The organism is Microbacterium sp. M, from assembly GCF_045181065.1.
Taxonomy (GTDB): Bacteria; Actinomycetota; Actinomycetes; order Actinomycetales; family Microbacteriaceae; genus Microbacterium.
The window spans coordinates 2799523-2815291 of the sequence record NZ_CP173721.1 but is presented as its reverse complement, the minus strand read 5'-3'; the positions used below and the strand labels follow the sequence as shown (position 1 = coordinate 2815291).

The window sequence follows — 15769 nt, the reverse complement described above, 5'->3', positions numbered from 1 at the left end:
CCTACAGTTCGTCGAGCATCCGGCGCTGCTCGGGGGTGAGGCCGTCGTCCGGCTCGACATCGACGGGCGGGGTCGCCGAGGGCGGGGCAGGGGATGCCGCGGCATCCTTCGGTTTCCTCGCGCCGGCGACCTTGTCGTAGACCTCACCGGCCTTGCGTCGCAGCACGTCGTCGACCTGGTCGTAGATCACCCAGCCCAGGAGCAGGAGCAGCGGCGGCAGGGCGTAACCCCAGAAGAACCCGATGACGTCGACAGGGCTGAGCCACACGGTCAGCACCCAGATGATCAGTTCGACCGCATACACGAGTGCGTACTGGACGACCTTCTCGCCGGTCTTCGTGCGATCGGATGCCGATTTCGCCGCCGACTTGCCGAACGCGTTCTTCAGCAACGGCTTGATGAACAGCGCCGCCAGCGTCAGGATCACGGATGCCCACAAGGCATGCCAGCCGACCGCCACACTGGGCAGCACCAGCCCGATGACGAGCAGGACCGCGACGTTGAAGACGTAGAGCGCGCCGAAGCGGATGATGCCGTTCCTCATATGCCCAGGTTCGCATACTCCTGGGGTGAGGTGAAACGGCATTCGCCGCAGAGCATGGCGCACCGCGTCGTCCACCGATAGTCTGACGCCGAATCCGCGCCCGCCGAAGGAGCGACCGATGGAAGCCGTCCTGTTCATCCTGCAACTGCTCGTCGTGCTGGGCTGCATCGTCATGGGCACCCGCTCGAGCGGCGTCGGTCTCGGACTCTGGGGTGGCGCGGGTGTCGCGATCCTCGTGTTCGTCTTCCAGCTCTCGCCCGGCTCGCCGCCCGTCGACGCGCTGCTCATCGTGCTGTCGGTGGTCCTGGCGGCATCCATGATGCAGGTCGCCGGCGGCATCGACTGGATGGTCTCGGTCGCGGCCAAGCTCATCGCTCGGAACCCCAAGCAGATCACGCTCGTGGCGCCGCTCGTGTCGTTCCTGTTCGCCGCGGGTGCGGGGACGTCGAACATCCTGTATCCGCTGCTGCCGGTCATCCAGGATCTGTCGTACCGCAACGGCATCCGACCGTCGCGGCCGCTCTCGCTCTCGGTCGTCGCGACCGGCGTCGCGCTCGCCTGCAGCCCGGTGTCGGCAGCGATGGCGGCCATGGTGACGCTCACCGACGTACCGCCGTACGACTTCGAACTCATCGACATTCTGAAGGTGACGATCCCGGCGGCGGTCGTCGGGATCGTGCTCAGCTCGCTCGTCGTGAACCGCCTCGGCAAGGATCTCGCGGACGATCCCGAGGTCCAGGCGAAGATCGCGAGCGGCGAACTGGCGCCTCCCCGTGCGGGAGCAGCCGAGGTCAAGGCCGACGTCACCGTGACGAAGGCCGGCCGGAACGCGGCCATCATCTTCCTCACCGGCGTGCTGGCGATCGTGATGTTCGGGCTCTTCAAGGGCATCCGGCCGCTGGATGCCGAGGGCGACCCGGTCGGGATGACCCCGATCATCGAGATCGTCATGTTCCTCGTGGGCACCGTCATCCTGATCGTCTCGCGACCGAAGGTGGCCGACGTTCCGACCGCCACGGTGTTCAAGGCCGGTATGGTCTCGGCGATCGCGCTGTTCGGTCTGGCCTGGTTGACCGACACCTTCCTCTCGGCGCACGTCGAGTTCATCTCCGAGAGCATCGGTGCTCTGGTCGGGGCTGCGCCGTGGATCTTCGCGCTCGGCGTCTTCCTCGTGTGCGTGCTCACGACCAGCCAGTCCACCGCCACGCGGACGATCGTGCCGATCGGGCTCGCCGCGGGCATCCCGCTCGGCGTGCTCAGCGGCATGTGGGCCGGTGCGTTCGCCGGAATCTATCTGCTGCCGACCAACGGCTCGCAGATCGCCGCGGCGAACTTCGACGTCTCCGGCACGACGAAGCTGGGCACCAAGCTCGTCGATCACTCGTTCTTCCTGCCGACGCTCATCCTCGCCGTGACGACCATCGGCGCCGGTGCGGCGTTCGGTGCGCTGTGGGGCGGATGACCCGCGGCACTCAGAACTCGCGGTAGAGATCCCAGGCCGATCGGCACGCGCCCGCGACATCGTCGACGTGCACCGGGTCCTCGGTGATCCAGTCCGTCCCCGGTTCGTGCAACTCGGCCACGGCGGCATCGCCGAGCAGGAACTCGCGTCGGAACTCGGCCTGGACGGCGTCGAAGTGCGCGCCGGCGGCGTGCGCCTGATCTGCGAGCTCGCGGAACCGGACGCCCGCAGCCAGGATCTCCTGACTGCCCAGATACGGCTTGTTCAGCGCCACGTCGGTGGGAACCCCGGTCGCGAACCCCGCGCGATGCGCCTCGGCGAGGATGCGCAGACGGCCGGGTTCCATGGTCGGCGGATCGGCGGGGTCGCGCTCCTCGCCCCTGGCATCGCCGCGATTGGACAGCGCCACGACGTCCGGCAGCCGATCCTTCTGGTCTCGGGGGACGTTCACGGCTCCGTCCTTCGTCGTCGTCGTGTTCATCGTGTCGTGGAACGACAGTCGAGTGAAGCGCCCTCCCGTGCGCAGCTTCTCGGCGACGAAGCGCTCGGTGAGGTCGTCGCGGATGCTCTCGTACACGCCGAGTCCGCGTTCGGCGACCTCGACGAAGGCGTCGACGAGGGCGTGGAGCCCGGCATCCGTGTCCGGCACCTGCAGGATCGGGAAGAACGAGAACGTCACGGGGCGGATCGCGTCGACGCCGGTGAGATCGACCTTCTGCCAGGCGCCGGCCGCTCTGGTGCGCTCGATCGCCTCTGTGAGCGAGGCCGCGACGTCGGCCGGCTTGGCCCTGTTCGGATCGCGGACCAGGCGAGGATGCGGATTGAGCACGGCGACGACGCGCGGATCCTGCGACGCCCAGCGGCGGACGATCGCATCCGTGGCGACGTCGGTGAAGTCGAACTGCAGCCGACGTGTCAGCGCGGGGGAGAGGAACTCGGCGATCTCTGCCGGGATCGCGGCTCCCGCGTGCGGACAGCTGATGAGCACATCGGCATCGCGGATCGCCTCGTCCAGCGAACGGCCTCCGGCATCGGCGTAGACGACGATCTCGGCCTCGGTGAAGGTCTTGCCGGCGGGGATCAGCTCCAGTGCGGACATGCGCTCATGCTAGCGACCAGCGGTCGCCGCGCCCAGGGGTCAGGCGGGAGCGCCGCCGCCCATCGAGCCCTCGATGCCTGTGATGCGCGCCTGCTCGTCGAAGCGGAACGTCGCCGAACCTGTCGCGTCGCTGACCACGGCGCCCGAGAACGCTTCGTCGGTCCACTCCAGGTTCCAGCCGGCCAGGCGCGCGGCATCCCACACCGACGACCGGGCATCCGGCAGATTCAGAGTCGAGAGCATGCGGGGTGCGGCGATGACGGCATCCGACACCGTGAGCGGAGCGAGCGGCGCATCCAGCAGGAAGACGGCGCGCGTGCCGCCGCCGACCGGTGCGGAGTAGTACGGCGAGCGTCCGGTGATCTCGACGGCGACGGAGCCGATCACGTGGGTCGCCTGCGCGATCCACCCCTCGGCATCCTCTCCGGCGTCGTCCGGGAACGGGAGCTCCGCCTGGGTCAGCTCGGCGATGCCGTACTGCTGGCCGTAGTCGCGCAGCTGCGCCGCGACGCCCTGGGCGTCTCCCTGCGGGTGCGCCCAGGCCCACAGCAGGGAACGAGGGCCAGGGGCCAGCGTCGCGATGAGGTGGGGCTTCGTGACGAATTGCTTCGTGGCGTCGTCGTTCGCCGTGAAGGTGAGGGTGCCGGCATTCAGGTCGGCGTCCCAGCGGTGCTCGCCGAGAGCATCGGTGGCCGTGACGAGCGCGTCCTGGCGGAGGGCGGTGAACAGGGCGGCCCGGTCGGCCAGGGGCTGGAGTGCGGCGAAGCTCATGGGTCCATCCTGGCCTGGGACGCTATGAATCCGCCAGTTGCTTCTCCGGCACCGCCACGCGGCCCATCCGCCACACGCTCGGCACGACGAGGGTCGCGAGCGCGATGACGGCGTAGAGGACGCCTGAGGCGATGAGCACGGTCGAGACATCGGCGTGCGTGATCAGCCAGCCGTAGATGAGCGTGCCGATCGGCATCACCACGAAACTTCCGAGCATGTCGTAGCTCGACACTCGTGACAGCCGGTCGACGGGGATGTTCTCCATCATGGCGACGTTCCAGCCGGTGCTGAACACCTCGTGTCCGACGCCGGCGAGGAAGGCCGCGATCGCGAGCAGCACGACTGCCGGATGCACGCCCAGCATCGTCAGCGGGATCGCGAACATCGCCATGCCGATCATCCCCAACCGCAGCGGACGCTTCAGCGGCACCCACATGAGCACGAGCGTCATCAGCAGGATGCCGACGCCCTCGGCGCTGAGCACCCAGCCCCAGCCAGCGATGCCGAGCCGTTCGTCGTTCTTCGCGATGTAGGGCCCTGCGACGCTCCACGCTCCGACATGGATCGCGTTCATGACCATGAAGGCGAGGACGATCGTCCACAGCCAGGTGCGGCTCCAGAATTCGTTCCAGCCCAGGCGGAGGTCGTGGAAGAGCGTCGAACCCCCGTTACTGGCGGGCGGCGGCAGCTTCACGAGCGCGAGGACGGGAATCGCGACGAGCCAGCCGACGACCTGGACGACCATCGCCCAGGCCGGGCCGACCGCCGTGACGAGGATGCCGGCGATGATCGGACCGCCGATCGTGACGGTGGACCGCACGAAAGACAGCATCGCGTTGGCCTGCTGCAGATGCTCCGGCGTGGTCAGTTGAGGGATGATGCCCTGCATCGCGGGCATGACGAACGCCGTCGATGCGCCGGTCACGATCGACAGCATCACGAGCAGCGGCACGGTGGCGGTCCCCGTGAACAGCAGCGTCGCCATCGCGCCGACGGAGAGGATGTCGATGACGTAGCAGGTCTGGATGACGAGGGCCCGCGGCATCCGATCGGCGACGACGCCGCCGAACAGGATGAAGACGATGTTGCTCACCGTGAACGCCGCGAGCACGTACGACAGCGAGCGCGCATCGTTGTCGATCTCGAGGACCGCGAACGCGAGAGCGATCGACGACATCGAGCCGGTCGTCATGGTGATCGCCCTGGCGATGAAGAACCAGCGGAAGCTGCGGTCCTGCATCGCGGCGAGCCCGCGGATCATCGGAGCGTTCTCGTCGGCATCCTTCTATCCTGGCATCCCCCTCGGGTCACCAGGCGGGGCGGATGCCGGTGAGAGCCCAGGCCGCCTGGACAGCCGCACCCTGAGCGACGTACTCGCCCGGTTCGGGCACGACGACGGGGGCGTCGAAGATCTCTGCGGCGATCGCCGAGACCGCGGGGCTCTGCGCGGCGCCGCCGATGAGCAGCACGCGCTCGGCCGTGACGCCGTGCTCGCGCATCGCGTCCAGGCCGAAGGCCAGCCCTTTCAGCACGCCTTCGATCGCGGCGCGCGCGAGGTTCTCGCGCGTCGTCGAGGCGAGCGTCATGCCCGACAGCGTTGCGGTCGCGTCCGGACGGTTCGGCGTCCGCTCGCCCTCGAACCACGGCTGCAGCGAGAGATCATCTGCTCCCGGGGCCGCCGCCAGGGCGAGACGTGAGAATTCTTCGTGGTCGACGCCCAGCAGCGCGGCGGTGACGTCGAACACGCGTGCGGCGTTCAGGGTCGTGACGATCGGCAGGCGTGCCCCAGAGGCATCCGCGAACCCGGCGACCGTGCCGCTGGGATCGACCACTGGTGCGTCGGTGACGGCGAACACGGTGCCGCTCGTCCCGATCGACACGCCGACATCTCCGGAACGCGCGCCGAGGCCGAGCGCAGCGGCGGCGTTGTCGCCAGCGCCGGCCGAGACGACGAGGCCGTCGGGACCCGCGACGTGTTCGGCGGGTCCGAGCACGCGGGGGAGCACGATGTCCGCGGCATCCCGGCGCAGGGCGCGCGCGAGCAGCTCGCGGTCGTATGCGTCGCTCACCGGATCGAAGTACCCCGTGCCGCTGGCATCGGAGCGATCGGTGACGAGCTCGGACAGATCCGGACCCAGCGCACTCTCGTCAGCGGGACCGTAACCCCGAAGGCGCCACGTCAGCCAGTCGTGCGGCAGCGCGACGGCGGCCACGCGTGCGGCGTTCGCCGGCTCCGCGTCCGCGAGCCAGCGCAGCTTGGTCACGGTGAACGACGCGACCGGAACCAGTCCGGTGCGGCGCGCGAACTCCGCGGCGCCCACCTCTTCGGTGAGCGCCGCGGCGGCATCCGCCGAGCGCGTGTCGTTCCACAGCAGTGCGTCGCGGATGACGCGACCGTCGGCGTCGAGCGCCACGAGTCCGTGCTGCTGGCCGCCGATGCCGATCGCTGCGACATCCGTCAGCCCTCCGGCATCCGAAAGCGCGCTCTGCAGGGCATCCCACCATGCCGAGGGTGCGACCTCGGTGCCGTCGGGGTGCGAAGCGCGCCCCGTCCGCACCACGGCTCCCGTCGACGCATCGCGGATGACGACCTTGCAGCTCTGCGTCGACGAATCGACTCCGGCGACCAGCGTCATCTCAGCGGGCTCCGAGCAGGTGCTCGGTCGCGAGCTGCTGCAGGCGGACGAATCCGAAGCCCTTGCCGCCCAGGTAGGCGTCAGCGTCGAAGTCCTCGTACGCCGAACGGTCGGCGAGGAAGGCGTCGTAGCTCTCGCCGTCATTCAGCGTCGGGGTCGACAGCTCGTCGACCTTGGCTGCGGCGAGCGCCTCCTGAACCTCGGGGTCCGCGCGGAACGCGGCTGCGCGCTCCTTGAGCAGCAGGTACGTGCGCATGTTGGCTGCGGCGGAGTCCCAGACTCCGGTCTCGTCCTCGGTGCGGCTCGGCTTGTAGTCGAAGTGACGGGGGCCCTCGTAGGCGGGCACGCCGCCGGGGCCGCCGTTCTCGAGCAGGTCGACGAGCGAGAAGGCGTTGTGCAGGTCGCCGTGGCCGAACACCAGGTCCTGGTCGTACTTGATGCCGCGCTGGCCGTTGAGGTCGATGTGGAAGAGCTTCCCGTGGAAAAGCGCCTGCGCGATGCCGGCGGTGAAGTTCAGCCCTGCCATCTGCTCGTGGCCGACCTCGGGGTTGACGCCGACGAGTTCGGGGCGCTCGAGCGAGTCGATGAAGGCGATCGCGTGGCCGAGCGTGGGGAGCAGGATGTCGCCGCGCGGCTCGTTCGGCTTGGGCTCGATGGCGAAGCGGATGTCGTAGCCCTTGTCGGTGACGTAGTCGCCGAGCAGGTTGACGGCCTCGCGGTAGCGCTCGAGGGCTGCACGGACGTCCTTGGCGGAGTCGTACTCGGCGCCCTCGCGGCCGCCCCACATCACGAACGTCTTGGCGCCGAGCTCGGCACCGAGGTCGAGCTGGCGGAAGACCTTGCGCAGCGCGTAGCGGCGCACGTCGCGATCGTTGGAGGTGAAGCCGCCGTCCTTGAAGACCGGAGCGCTGAAGAGGTTGGTGGTCACCATCGGCACGATCAGACCCGTGTCGGCGAGAGCGCCCTTCAGGCGGTCGATCTGCTTCTGACGCTCGGCGTCGGTGGATCCGAACGCGAACAGGTCGTCATCGTGGAACGTCAGGCCGTAGGCGCCGAGTTCGGAGAGCTTCTCGACGGCGTGGACGACGTCGAGGGCGGGCCGGGTCGGGCCGCCGAACGGGTCGGTGCCGTTGTAGCCGATCGTCCAGAGGCCGAACGAGAACTTGTCTTCGCGAGTGGGAGTGAGAGACATGGGGGTCGCTTTCAACGTCGGTGGTGAATTGTTGTGAACTAGAACATATCAACCGAATGCGCATTCCGCAATGTCAGTCGGCCGGTGCGGCGGTGGAACTGCGGACGATCAGTTCCGCAGGCATCTGGATGTGCTCGGCTTCGCCGCCGCGGAGCATCTCCAGGAGCATGCCGACCGCGGACGACCCCATCTCCGCCAGCGGCTGGCGCACCGTCGTGAGCTGCGGGGTGTGCGATGCCGCCTCGGGGATGTCGTCGAAGCCCACGACGGACAGATCGGTCGGGACGTGCAGCCCGCGTTCGCCGGCTACGCGCATCATCTCGATCGCCGACAGATCGTTCGCGGCGAAGACGGCGGTCGGTCGGTCGGCGAGATCGAGCAGGGCGTGCGCACCCGCGGTCGCGGAGGCCGTCCGATAGCCGCCCTCGGCGACGAGTGCGCGGTCGTAGCGGATGCCGGCGTTCTTCAGCGCCTCACGGTAGCCGCGCTCGCGCTGGTGGGCGGATTCCAGGTCGGTGCGTCCGCGGAGGTGGGCGATCCGGCGGTGTCCGAGTGAGATCAGGTACTCGGTGGCGGCTCGGGCGCCGGTGACGTTCTCGACCGAGACCGTGGCTGGACCGTCGGGGCCGGTGTGCGGGTCGACCGCCACCAAGGGGATCGCCGCCTGGGTCGGCATCGCCGTCGGGGTGACGAGGATCGCGCCGTCGATCAGGGTGCCGCCCAGCCGCGACAGCGACCGGCGCTCCCAGCCGAGGTGATCGCCGGCGGAGACGCTGCCGGCGTAGGCGAGTACGTCGTACGGCGTGTCCTGCAGTGCCGCGGAGACGCCGCGGAGCAGCTGCAGGGCGAACGGCTCGAACTCGGCGACCAGCACTCCGATCACGTTCGTGCGGCCGCGTCGCATCGACGTGGCGACGAGCGAGCTCTCGTACCCGAGCTCGGCGACGACGCCGAGGACGTGGGCGAGCGTGGTCGCGGATACGCCGTCGCGGCCGTTGATCGCCTTGGAGACCGTCGCGACGGAGACCCCCGCTGCGAGGGCGACGTCGGTGATGGTGGGCCGTCGGTTCATGGGGTCAGCCTAACGAATGAATAGAAAACGTTATCGATATCGTTTGACATGAGCGCGTCGGCGGTGCCAGAGTGGTGCGCACAACACATTGGTGTGGCTGGCAACAAATGCGTTCCGCCGGCCGCACGACTCGATGAAGAGGAGAACACAGCATGAAGATGCGCAAGGCATTGGCCGCCGGCACGGCCGTCGCGGCGCTGGGGATGCTCGCTCTGACCGGCTGCACCGCCGGCGGGAGCGGCGACGGCGGCGACAGCGGCACTCTCACGATGTGGCACAACTCCACGACCGGTGACGGCAAGCAGTACTGGGAGGACGCGGCTGCCGCCTACAACGAGGAGAACCCCGACGTCACCATCAAGGTGACCTCGATCCAGAACGAGGACATGGACGGCAAGCTCCAGACCGCCGTCAACTCCGGCGACATGCCCGACATCTTCATGGCGCGCGGTGGCGGCAAGCTCGCCGACATCGTGTCGGCCGGCAAGGTGAAGGACCTCACCGACCTCATCGACGACGACGTCAAGTCTTCCTTCGGCGACGCGGCGTTCAGCGCCTTCACGGTCGACGACAAGATCTACGGCGTGCCGAGTGCCGTCCTTCCCGGCGGCATCTTCTACAGCAAGGACCTGTTCGCTCAGGCCGGCATCACCGAGACGCCGACCACCTTGGACGACCTCGCCGATGCTGTCGACAAGCTCAAGGCAGCCGGCATCCAGCCCATCGCGCTCGGCGCGAAGGACGCGTGGCCCGCTGCGCACTGGTACTACTTCTTCGCGCTGCGCGCCTGCGGCCAGGACGTCGTGCAGAACCTCGCGACCGAGCCCGACTTCGAAGACGGATGCTGGCTGGAAGCGGCCGAGAACCTGAACGAGTTCGCCTCGATCGAGCCGTTCAACGAGGGCTTCCTCACCACCTCCGCGCAGGAGGGCGCCAACTCGTCCGCCGGCCTGGTCGCCAACCACAAGGCCGCCATGGAGCTCATGGGCGCCTGGGATGTCGGCGTGATCGCCAGCCTCACTCCGGACCAGAAGCCGCTCGCGGACCTCGACTGGTTCCCGTTCCCCGAGGTCGACGGCGGCGACGGAACCCCCGGCGCCATGATGGGCGGCGCCGACGGATACTCGTGCGCCGCTGACGCGCCCGAGTCCTGCGAGGACTTCCTGAACTTCGTCTCGTCGAAGCAATGGCAGGAGAAGTACGCGGTCGCCTTCCAGACGATCCCCGCGTCGAAGGATGCCGCAGGCGCCGTGACCGACCCGTCGCTCGAGCCGCTCATGGCGGCGTACAGCGAGGCGCCGTACGTGTCGCTGTGGCTGGACACGTCGCTCGGTCAGAACGTCGGCAACGCGCTGAACACCAGCGTCGTCGAGATGCTCGCCGGCCAGGGCTCCCCGGAGAAGCTGGTCGAGACGGTCAGCGCCGCGGCGGCCAGGGGCTGATCCGCACCATGACCGATTCACAGGCGCTGACGGAGACCCCAGCGCCTGCGAGCAGCACCCGTGCCGGGACCGAACAGGTCCCGGCACGGCGATCCCCGCGGCCTGATTGGCGCAAGCGCGGCGAGATCGTGCTGCTTGCAGGCCCCGCTCTGCTGGTCTTCCTCGGCTTCGTCATCTTCCCGGTGCTGATGGCGGGCTTCTACGGCTTCTTCAAGTGGAACGGCTTCGGCTGGCCCACCGAGTTCGTCGGACTCGAGAACTACGTGCTCATGCTGCAGGACGAGACGTTCCGGCAGGCCGTGCTGCACAACTTCATCATCGTGATCCTCTCGCTCATCATGCAGGGACCGATCGCGATCCTGTTCGCCCTGCTGCTGAACCAGAAGATCCGCGGACGCTCGGTGATCCGCGTGCTGATCTTCGCCCCGTACGTCATCGCGGAGGTCGTGGTCGGCACCGGCTGGAGCCTGATGCTCCAGGATGCGGGCGCGCTGAACTCGTTCCTGGAGAAGATCGGCCTCGAGTCGTGGCAGAACTCCTGGATCGCCGACCCGTCGATCGCGATGTGGTCGCTCATGGTCATCATCACCTGGAAGTACATCGGCTTCGCCGTGATCCTCATGCTCGCGGGCATGCAGTCGATTCCGGAGGAGCTGTACGAAGCCGCCGCCATCGACGGGGCCGGCTTCTGGCGGACGCAGTGGAGCATCACGCTGCCGTTGCTCGGGCCGACCATCCGCATCTGGGCGTTCCTGTCGATCATCGGCGCGCTGCAGCTGTTCGACCTCGTCAACATCATCTGGGGTCAGTACATCGCAGCCACGGCCGGGACATCGACCATGGCCACGTACATGTACCAGAACGGCCACCTGGCCGGGAACTACGGCTACGGCAACGCCGTCGCCGTGATGCTGTTCCTCATCTCGATGGTCGTCGCCCTCATCTATCAGCGGTTCGTGCTGCGGCGCGACACCGAGGGCGCACTGACCGGAGACAGCCGAAAGGGTCGCAGGCGATGACCGACACACTCAAGACCTCCGTGGCCATCCAGGCCATCGGCCCTCGGCGCCGTCGTGCGGCATCCGGCGTGAAGTGGGGCAGCCCGGGCGTCTACCTGATCGCGCTCGTGCTCATCACCATCTGCGTCACCCCGCTGCTGTACATCATCATCGGCGGATTCCGCACGAACTCGCAGATCACGAACGACCCGGCCGCCTGGCCGGATCCGTGGCAGGTCACGAACTACACCGACGTGCTCGCCAGCAGCGAGTTCTGGACGGCGATGTTGAACTCCACGATCTCGGCGGTCGGCACCACACTCGGCGCCGTCATCCTCGGCGTCATGGCGAGCTACGTGATCGCGCGGTACAACTTCTCCGGCAAGGCCGTGATGTACTCCGTGTTCGCCGCCGGGCTCATGTTCCCCGTGACGGTCGCGATCACGCCGCTGTACCTGCTGATCCGCAACCTCGGCCTCGTGAACAGCCTCGCCGGCATCATCCTGCCGCAGATCGCATTCGCGCTGCCGACGACGATCATCATCCTCGTGCCGTTCCTGCGGGCGATCCCGAAGGAGCTCGAGGAGGCGGCGTCGATCGACGGCGCCTCGCGTCTCGGATTCTTCTGGCGCATGGTGGTCCCGCTGAGCCTGCCGGGTGTCATCACCGTCGGCATCCTGGCGTTCATCGGCGCCTGGAACGGCTACATGCTGCCGCTGTTCATCCTGAACGATTCCAGCCTCTTCACCCTGCCGCTCGGCGTGCAGAACTTCGCGTCGCAGTACTCGGTCGACACCGCGCGTGTGCTCGCGTACACGTCGCTGTCGATGCTGCCGGCACTGATCTTCTTCAGCATGTTCGAGCGCCGCATCGTCGGCGGTCTGACCGGCGCAGTCAAGGGCTGACGCACGACCCATGGAGACCTCAATGACCGCGGACATCCCCGCATTCCCGACCCCTTCGGAGCGCGTCGCCGACCTCGTCGCGCGCATGACGCTGGAGGAGAAGGCCGCGCAGCTCGTCGGCTACTGGCTCGACCGCGGCGGCGAGGTCGTCGCACCCATGCAGAACGAGATGGCCGGCGCCGCCGCCGGCGACACGCTCGCCGAGATCACGCGCGACGGCATCGGCCACTACACCAGGGTGTACGGCACGAGGCCGGTGGATGCCGCGGAGCGCGCCGCCTGGCTCTGGACCGAGCAGCGGCGACTGAGGAACGAGACCCGCCTCGGCATCCCGGCGATCGTGCACGAGGAGTGCCTGACGGGGCTGGCAGCCTGGAAGGCGGCGACGTTCCCCACGCCGCTGGCCTGGGGGGCGTCGTTCGACCCGGAACTGGTCGCCGAGATGTCGGCGCTGATCGGGGAATCCATGCGCAGCCTCGGCATCCATCAGGGGCTGGCGCCGGTGCTCGACGTCGTGCGCGACCCTCGGTGGGGACGCGTGGACGAGTGCATCGGCGAGGACCCGTATCTGGTGGGGACCGTCGGCACGGCGTTCGTGCAGGGCCTGCAGTCGTCGGGGGTGCACGCGACGCTGAAGCACTTCCTCGGATACTCCGGCTCGCGCGCCGGCCGCAACCACGCGCCGGTACCGGCGGGGCCGCGCGAAGTGTCCGACGTGTTCCTCCCGCCGTTCGAGATGGCGATCCGCGACGGCGGCGTCCGCAGCGTCATGAACAGCTACGCCGAGATCGACGGGATGCCGGTGGCGGCCGACCCGGATCTGCTGACCGGGCTGCTGCGAGAGAAGCTCGGCTTCGACGGCGTCGTGGTCGCGGACTACTTCGCCGTGGCGTTCCTCGAGGTCATGCACGCCGTCGCGGCCGACCGCGGCGAGGCGGCGGAGCTCGCGCTCATCGCCGGGATCGACGTCGAACTCCCCTCCGGCGATGCCTATCTCGCACCGCTGATCGAGCGGGTCCGGTCCGGTGCGTTCGATGAGCGCTACATCGATCGCGCGGTGATCCGCGTGCTGACGCAGAAGGAGGATCTCGGGCTGCTCGAGCCCGATGCCTTCGAGGACGAGCCGCCGACCGCGATCGACCTCGACACGCCTCGGCATCGTGAGGTCGCGCGGCGCCTGGCTGCGGAGTCGCTCGTGCTGCTGTCGAACGACGGCGCGCTGCCGCTCGCGCGCACGGCACGCCGAATCGCGCTGATCGGTCCGAACGCCGACCGCGTCGACGCGCTCCAGGGGTGCTACTCGTTCGCGAACCATGTGCTCGCGCACCACCCCGAGCACGTGATCGGGTTCGAGATCCCCACGGTGCGAGAGGCGCTGGCCGCGGCGCTCCCCGATGCGGAGATCGTCCACGTCCGGGGTGCAGAAGTCGAAGGGCACGACAGATCCGGGTTCGAGGGCGCCGCACAGGCGGCGGCATCCGCCGACGTCGCGGTCGTCGTGGTCGGCGATCAGGCCGGTCTCTTCGGCCGCGGGACGGTCGGCGAGGGCAACGACGTCGACTCGCTCGAGCTGCCGGGCGTGCAGCGCGAGCTCGTCGAATCCCTGGTCGCGACGGGGACCCCGGTCGTGGTCGTGCTGATCACGGGCCGTCCGTACGCGATCGACTGGGCGCTCGACGCCGACGGGCCGCGGCCCGCCGCCGTGCTGCAGGCGTTCTTCCCCGGGGAGGCGGGAGGCACGGCCATCGCCGAGGTGCTGATCGGCGATGTCTCGCCGTCCGGTCGGATGCCGGTGAGCCTGCCCCGGTCCTCCGGTGCGCAGCCGTACAGCTACCTCCGGCCCCTGCTGGGAGGGCCGTCGGCGGTGACAGCCCTCGACTCGACGCCGTTGCGGCCGTTCGGCTTCGGACTCTCGTACACGACGTTCGCCTACGACGATTTCTCGACGTCGGAGGATGCCGCCACCGACGGCGTCTTCACGGCATCCGTCGTGGTGACGAACACCGGCGACCGTGACGGCGCGGATGTCGTGCAGCTGTACGGCAGGGACGTCTCGGCATCCCTCACCCGTCCGGTCGCACAGCTGCTCGCGTACGCGCGCGTCGAGCTGGCACCGGGGGAGAGCCGCACCGTGCGGTTCGAGGTCCCCGCGGCACGCTTCGCGTTCACGAATCGCGCCATGACCAGAGTCGTCGAGCCGGGCGAGGTGCACGTGTGGGCGGGGTCGCACGCCGAGGCCTCGGCCGGAGGCGAGATCTCCGACGCGACCGGAGGTGCCATCTCCAACGAACGGGCCGCTGTGCGCCGCGACATCGGCGGAATCGCGACCGATGCGCGGGTCGTGACGCTGACCGGAGACGTGCACGCGGTGACGGCGGCGGATGCGCGAATCGTGTCCGTCGTGGTCGAAGAAGCGAGCGTCGCGGCAGAGCCTCGATAGCCTGGGCGGATGAACGAACGAGCGACGACGGTCGAAGGCGTACGCCGGACCAATCTCGGCGAGGTGCTGCGCCTGGTGCACCATCACGGTGCACGCTCGCGTGCGACGATCACGGCCGACACCGGACTGAACCGTTCGACGGTCGCCGACCTCGTGTCGGAGCTCGCGACGCGCGGTCTCGTCGTGGAGCAGGAGCCGGATGCCACGCGTCGCGTCGGGCGGCCGTCGCCGATCGTCGCACCGAGCCCGGATGTCGTGGCGATCGCCGTGAACCCCGAGGTCGACGCGATCGAGATCGGCGTGATCTCGCTGGGCGGGACGGTCCAGGAGCGCACCCGCGTCGCCTTCGTCCGGCCGCCGACTCCGGCGGACGTCGTCGATGCGGTGTCGCGATTCGTCGAGGGCTGGCAGGCCGGTTCGCCGCGCGTGCGCATCGTCGGCGTCGGGCTCGCCGTGCCGGGGCTCGTGCGAGCAGACGACGGGATCGTGCGTCTCGCCCCCCACCTCGGCTGGCACGACGAACCGATCGCCGACCAGTTGAGCGCCGCGCTCGGGCTCCCCGTGCTGATCGACAATGACGCGTCCCTCGGCGCGCGAGCCGAGCGGCTGTTCGGTGCCGCGCGCGAGCACCGAGACGTCGTCTACCTGAACGGCGGTGCGAGCGGCATCGGCGGCGGCCTCATCCTGGATGGCCAGCTCATCTCCGGTGCCGGCGGCTACGCCGGGGAGTGGGGACAGACGCGCCCCGGCATCCTGTCCGACGAGGATCGCCGGACGGACGGCGGCGTCCTGGAGGATGAGGTCAACCGTGCGCGGCTGCTGCAGACGGCGCGACTCGGTGCGGTGGACGACGCGGCGCTGGCCGTGGTGCTCGCGGCGACGAGTGACCAGGGCGTCGTCGCCGAGATCGATCGGCAGCGCCGCATCCTGATCGCGGCGCTCGCCAATGCCGTCAACGTGCTGAATCCATCGATCGTGGTGCTCGGCGGGTTCCTCGCCATGCTGCGAGACCGTGATCCGGAGGCGTTCGATGCCGACGTGCGCGCCGGTGCGCTGGAGGCGCCGGCCGAGCAGGTCGAGCTGCGCGCGGCGGCGCTCGGCGCTGATCGCCTCCTGATCGGTGCGGCGGAGGCGGCGTTCGCCCCGCTGCTCTCCGACCCCAACTCGTTCGTCGAGCGGGCTCCGCTCGCTCGTTGAGCGGTAGCAAC

The 15769-nt window shown here is 68.9% G+C and carries 13 protein-coding genes; 6 read left to right on the top strand and 7 right to left on the bottom strand.

Annotation, left to right across the window (positions count from 1 at the left end):
• Nucleotide 1: 1 nt before the first annotated feature.
• The gene (locus ACI7YT_RS13950; protein WP_406246185.1) at nucleotides 2–544 is read right to left on the bottom strand and encodes a hypothetical protein; all 543 of its coding nucleotides are present in this window, start codon (nucleotides 542–544) and stop codon (nucleotides 2–4) included.
• A 118-nt stretch (nucleotides 545–662) separates the two neighbouring features.
• On the opposite strand from ACI7YT_RS13950, the gene ACI7YT_RS13945 reads away from it, so the two are divergent.
• Nucleotides 663–2006 (top strand): anaerobic C4-dicarboxylate transporter, encoded by a 1344-nt coding sequence (locus tag ACI7YT_RS13945; RefSeq protein ID WP_406246183.1) that lies wholly within the window; start codon nucleotides 663–665, stop codon nucleotides 2004–2006.
• A gap of 10 nt (nucleotides 2007–2016) precedes the next feature.
• Here the strand turns inward: ACI7YT_RS13945 and ACI7YT_RS13940 are convergent, their stop codons facing one another.
• From ACI7YT_RS13940 to ACI7YT_RS13915, 6 genes are all read right to left on the bottom strand, one after another.
• Complete coding sequence (locus ACI7YT_RS13940; RefSeq protein ID WP_406246181.1) at nucleotides 2017–3105, bottom strand: N-formylglutamate amidohydrolase; 1089 nt, start codon at nucleotides 3103–3105, stop codon at nucleotides 2017–2019.
• Between the two features lie 39 nt (nucleotides 3106–3144).
• On the bottom strand, nucleotides 3145–3876 hold the full coding sequence (locus ACI7YT_RS13935; protein WP_406246180.1) for a DUF6882 domain-containing protein: 732 nt from the start codon (nucleotides 3874–3876) through the stop codon (nucleotides 3145–3147).
• A 22-nt stretch (nucleotides 3877–3898) separates the two neighbouring features.
• Complete coding sequence (locus ACI7YT_RS13930) at nucleotides 3899–5137, bottom strand: MFS transporter (protein ID WP_406246179.1); 1239 nt, start codon at nucleotides 5135–5137, stop codon at nucleotides 3899–3901.
• 46 nt (nucleotides 5138–5183) lie between these two features.
• Complete coding sequence (xylB, locus tag ACI7YT_RS13925; RefSeq protein WP_406246178.1) at nucleotides 5184–6512, bottom strand: xylulokinase; 1329 nt, start codon at nucleotides 6510–6512, stop codon at nucleotides 5184–5186.
• Nucleotide 6513: 1 nt separating this feature from the next.
• Nucleotides 6514–7704, bottom strand: a complete 1191-nt coding sequence (xylA, locus tag ACI7YT_RS13920; protein ID WP_406246176.1) for a xylose isomerase — start codon at nucleotides 7702–7704, stop codon at nucleotides 6514–6516.
• Between the two features lie 73 nt (nucleotides 7705–7777).
• Nucleotides 7778–8776, bottom strand: coding sequence for a LacI family DNA-binding transcriptional regulator (locus ACI7YT_RS13915; protein ID WP_406246174.1), 999 nt, complete (start codon nucleotides 8774–8776; stop codon nucleotides 7778–7780).
• A 152-nt stretch (nucleotides 8777–8928) separates the two neighbouring features.
• Between ACI7YT_RS13915 and ACI7YT_RS13910 the strand changes: the two genes are divergently transcribed.
• From ACI7YT_RS13910 to ACI7YT_RS13890, 5 genes are read left to right on the top strand one after another with little or no spacing between them, the layout of a single operon-like run.
• Nucleotides 8929–10218 (top strand): extracellular solute-binding protein, encoded by a 1290-nt coding sequence (locus ACI7YT_RS13910; protein WP_406246172.1) that lies wholly within the window; start codon nucleotides 8929–8931, stop codon nucleotides 10216–10218.
• A gap of 8 nt (nucleotides 10219–10226) precedes the next feature.
• Nucleotides 10227–11237: a carbohydrate ABC transporter permease gene (locus ACI7YT_RS13905; protein WP_406246170.1), complete on the top strand. Its 1011-nt coding sequence runs from the start codon at nucleotides 10227–10229 to the stop codon at nucleotides 11235–11237.
• A complete protein-coding gene (locus ACI7YT_RS13900) occupies nucleotides 11234–12121 on the top strand; it encodes a carbohydrate ABC transporter permease (protein WP_406246169.1) in 888 nt (295 codons plus the stop codon). The genes ACI7YT_RS13905 and ACI7YT_RS13900 overlap by 4 nt, the downstream gene beginning before the upstream one ends.
• 22 nt (nucleotides 12122–12143) lie before the next feature.
• On the top strand, nucleotides 12144–14561 hold the full coding sequence (locus ACI7YT_RS13895) for a glycoside hydrolase family 3 N-terminal domain-containing protein (protein WP_406246167.1): 2418 nt from the start codon (nucleotides 12144–12146) through the stop codon (nucleotides 14559–14561).
• A 9-nt stretch (nucleotides 14562–14570) separates the two neighbouring features.
• Nucleotides 14571–15758 (top strand): ROK family protein, encoded by a 1188-nt coding sequence (locus tag ACI7YT_RS13890; RefSeq protein ID WP_406246165.1) that lies wholly within the window; start codon nucleotides 14571–14573, stop codon nucleotides 15756–15758.
• Nucleotides 15759–15769 lie beyond the last annotated feature (11 nt).